The following is a 2,587-nucleotide window of genomic DNA, read 5'->3' as shown; positions in this document are numbered from 1 at the left end:
CAATTGTATCCGGATCGACTTCAGGATCGTACGCATATATTAGCAATGTCTCATCATTATCAAACCATTCAATTTTTTTTATTCCAACCAGGTGTCCCTTATCCGTGTTTTTTATTTCAAGAGCTTGCTCTGTCGATTGCCTATCCATCTGTTTACTAAACTGAATAGTTATTACTTGATAGATATCAACATCCTCCTCACCATCAGCCGGGTCAGTAAAGATGACCTGGGGTGGTGGTTCAATTTTAAACTTGTGATTTATATCTTCAGCATCCGAGTTACCATTGCCATTGATATCCAGCTTTGCATTTATATCACCCTCAAATGCGTCTTCCGCATCAACCCTGACAATCGCATTTTCACCACCTGACCACTCAGAAAAATCACAAGCACCAAACCACCAGTCGTTGTCAAAAATGCACTTTGCCCAGTTCCCACTTACTGGAATGGCAAAATTCCCTTGCTCGGCTACAATATAGACTTTAATATTGTGTGGTGGTTCTTGAGTAGGATTCATTAGAGATGAAAATAAAATCTGTATTTCTAATGGCTGATTGCCAATTACTGCTGGATTCTGAGGACATCCTGATAAATCGCCCGGATAATCCCATTCATAAGGATAATAACTCTGTGCATCAAAATGATACTGATAAATAGTCTTTCCTGCCTGCTTCACCAGAAGACCAACAATCCTCGGTGAATTATAAAACTTCATCTGATTATTGCCTTCAATTAAAAGACTATAACGGTTAGGATGGTTGGTGTAGTGGTCTTGATACTCAGCAACTGCTTCGGAAACATGTTTGTTTCTTAACTCATATTTTTCCGGAGATACTGACCAACCAGCCATGTGATAAAATGTGCAAAAAGCTGATAAAGGGGATTCAGAAACACTGGCACTACTTGTATAACCCACGGTTGCATTAGCACCTTTATTTCTAAAGGCATCACAGATACTTGGTGAACCTGTTGCTCCATAACAGGTTGAAACAAACATAAAGGCATTCGGCAAAGACCACCAGCGGTTGTTGATGAAAATGCTGTTTATACAGACGCAATAATAAGTTTCAAATGGCGGTTCCTGGCTGGTCCAAAGGCGTTTTTTAATATTTGCTTCTTCACCGGGGTAAAGCGTCTTTAATTCAAGCACACGCTGATCAGCAGCAGCTTCATCAAGATATGCCTCCAGCATTAACCAGTTAGGCTCAGTTGGACCACCGCCATGGGTTAACAGCAGATAATAACCATAACGAATTGGACCAAACAAACTAAGAAATTCGGAGAAGCTGTTGTGGTCGAGATAGTGTGGGTCAGGCACATAATAACCATGACCTTTTAATTTGTCGCGTACTAAATCAAAAGTGGAATAAATAACTGCTTGTTGCTGTGGGAAAGTTGCAGTGTTAGGCGACCATAACGCTACCTGCGGTAAGTCTGGAATTTCAGGAGGCACCACAGCAAAACCCACAGCATTTACGATGACGAAAAGAATTAATTTTTTCATCTCTGCCTCCTTAGGCTATTCCATTCTTTATAATCAAAATTTGCTATTAGAGCTAAAATTCCCGTGTGTGAAAAGATTCCCCGAAGTGCATTATATTTATCGATCGGAGATCGTTGCTTATCCTTCAGGAATTCGTGAGTTTTAATTAAATCTGATTCCCACTGAATTCCGCTACCATACCGCTGAGTCGCCCAAAATGTCACCGCCCAGCCTTCTTTTAACTTTTCTTCAAATCGCTCTGCCCACCACTCTGCCCAGCCTTGCTTTGTCGTCGGAAACCCCATCTTCCTCATTGCTTCATCTCGCTCTTCCTGGGTTTTGTAGATATCGGGCGGGGAACTAAGTGGTGGATAAGGTTCTAACTCTATGAAACGATGCGTAGGCTTTCGATAACCTTTTATTCGTTGAAGCTCAAATTGAATTGTCCCGGGTGAGTAGCATACCAATATCTCCCGGTCATCTATTATCCGCACACTGTCAACACCAATGCTCTTTTTATAAAATTTGGCAACAACATTAATCGCATTCTCTCTTCCTTTACCCGCCTTCTCCCTTTCATATAAAACTTTCGCCAGGCTATCAACCTTTTGCATTTCGTTATATTCCGCTTGATGGGCTTTAATATAGTCTTGTTCTTCTTTTTTTCTTGCCTCTCTCATTTCTTCATCTTTTCTTTCTTTCTCAATCATCCCAGGAGTCTTTAATGCCGGGTAAACCTGCACATTGTTTATCAAAACAATCGTATCCTTAACCTCAATCTTATACGGCGGCTTGATGTAATGCCCGTAAGCAATCACGTGTCCGGTCCAGATGCCGTCCTCAGGAGTTATCTGATTGATCGGCATCCGGTAGAGTTTTGCCTCTTCCTCGGAATACTCAAAGACTGGCTGATACCCCTCTGCCCCTGCCAATGAAACCAGGCACAGGGCAAGGATTGTGGTTACTATTATTTCCTTCATGTTAGCTCCTTTCTTTGTTTTAACAAATAATTATTGATAATTTTAATGAAACCAAACTTCAAGTCAAAATTCAAATTTTTAAATGCAAAGTTGTTTGTAAATTTTTCTAAAATATTTGATATTT

At 40.5% G+C, this 2,587-nt stretch carries 2 protein-coding genes; both read right to left on the bottom strand.

Going from position 1 to position 2,587, the window contains the following annotated elements; translation table 11 throughout:
- Positions 1 to 1,504 (bottom strand): hypothetical protein (locus ENI34_04685; GenBank protein ID HEC78424.1); only part of this gene is annotated, 1,504 nt, incomplete at its 3' end.
- On the bottom strand, positions 1,501 to 2,463 hold the full coding sequence (locus ENI34_04680) for a hypothetical protein (GenBank protein HEC78423.1): 963 nt from the start codon (positions 2,461 to 2,463) through the stop codon (positions 1,501 to 1,503). The genes ENI34_04680 and ENI34_04685, both read right to left, overlap by 4 nt.
- Between the last annotated feature and the right edge of the window lie 124 nt (positions 2,464 to 2,587).

Source organism: candidate division WOR-3 bacterium (genome assembly GCA_011052815.1).
Taxonomy (GTDB): Bacteria; Hydrothermota; Tepidihabitantia; order SM23-42; family SM23-42; genus DRIG01.
Note: the sequence above shows the minus strand (reverse complement) of the source record. Positions and strands in the feature narration are given on the sequence as shown.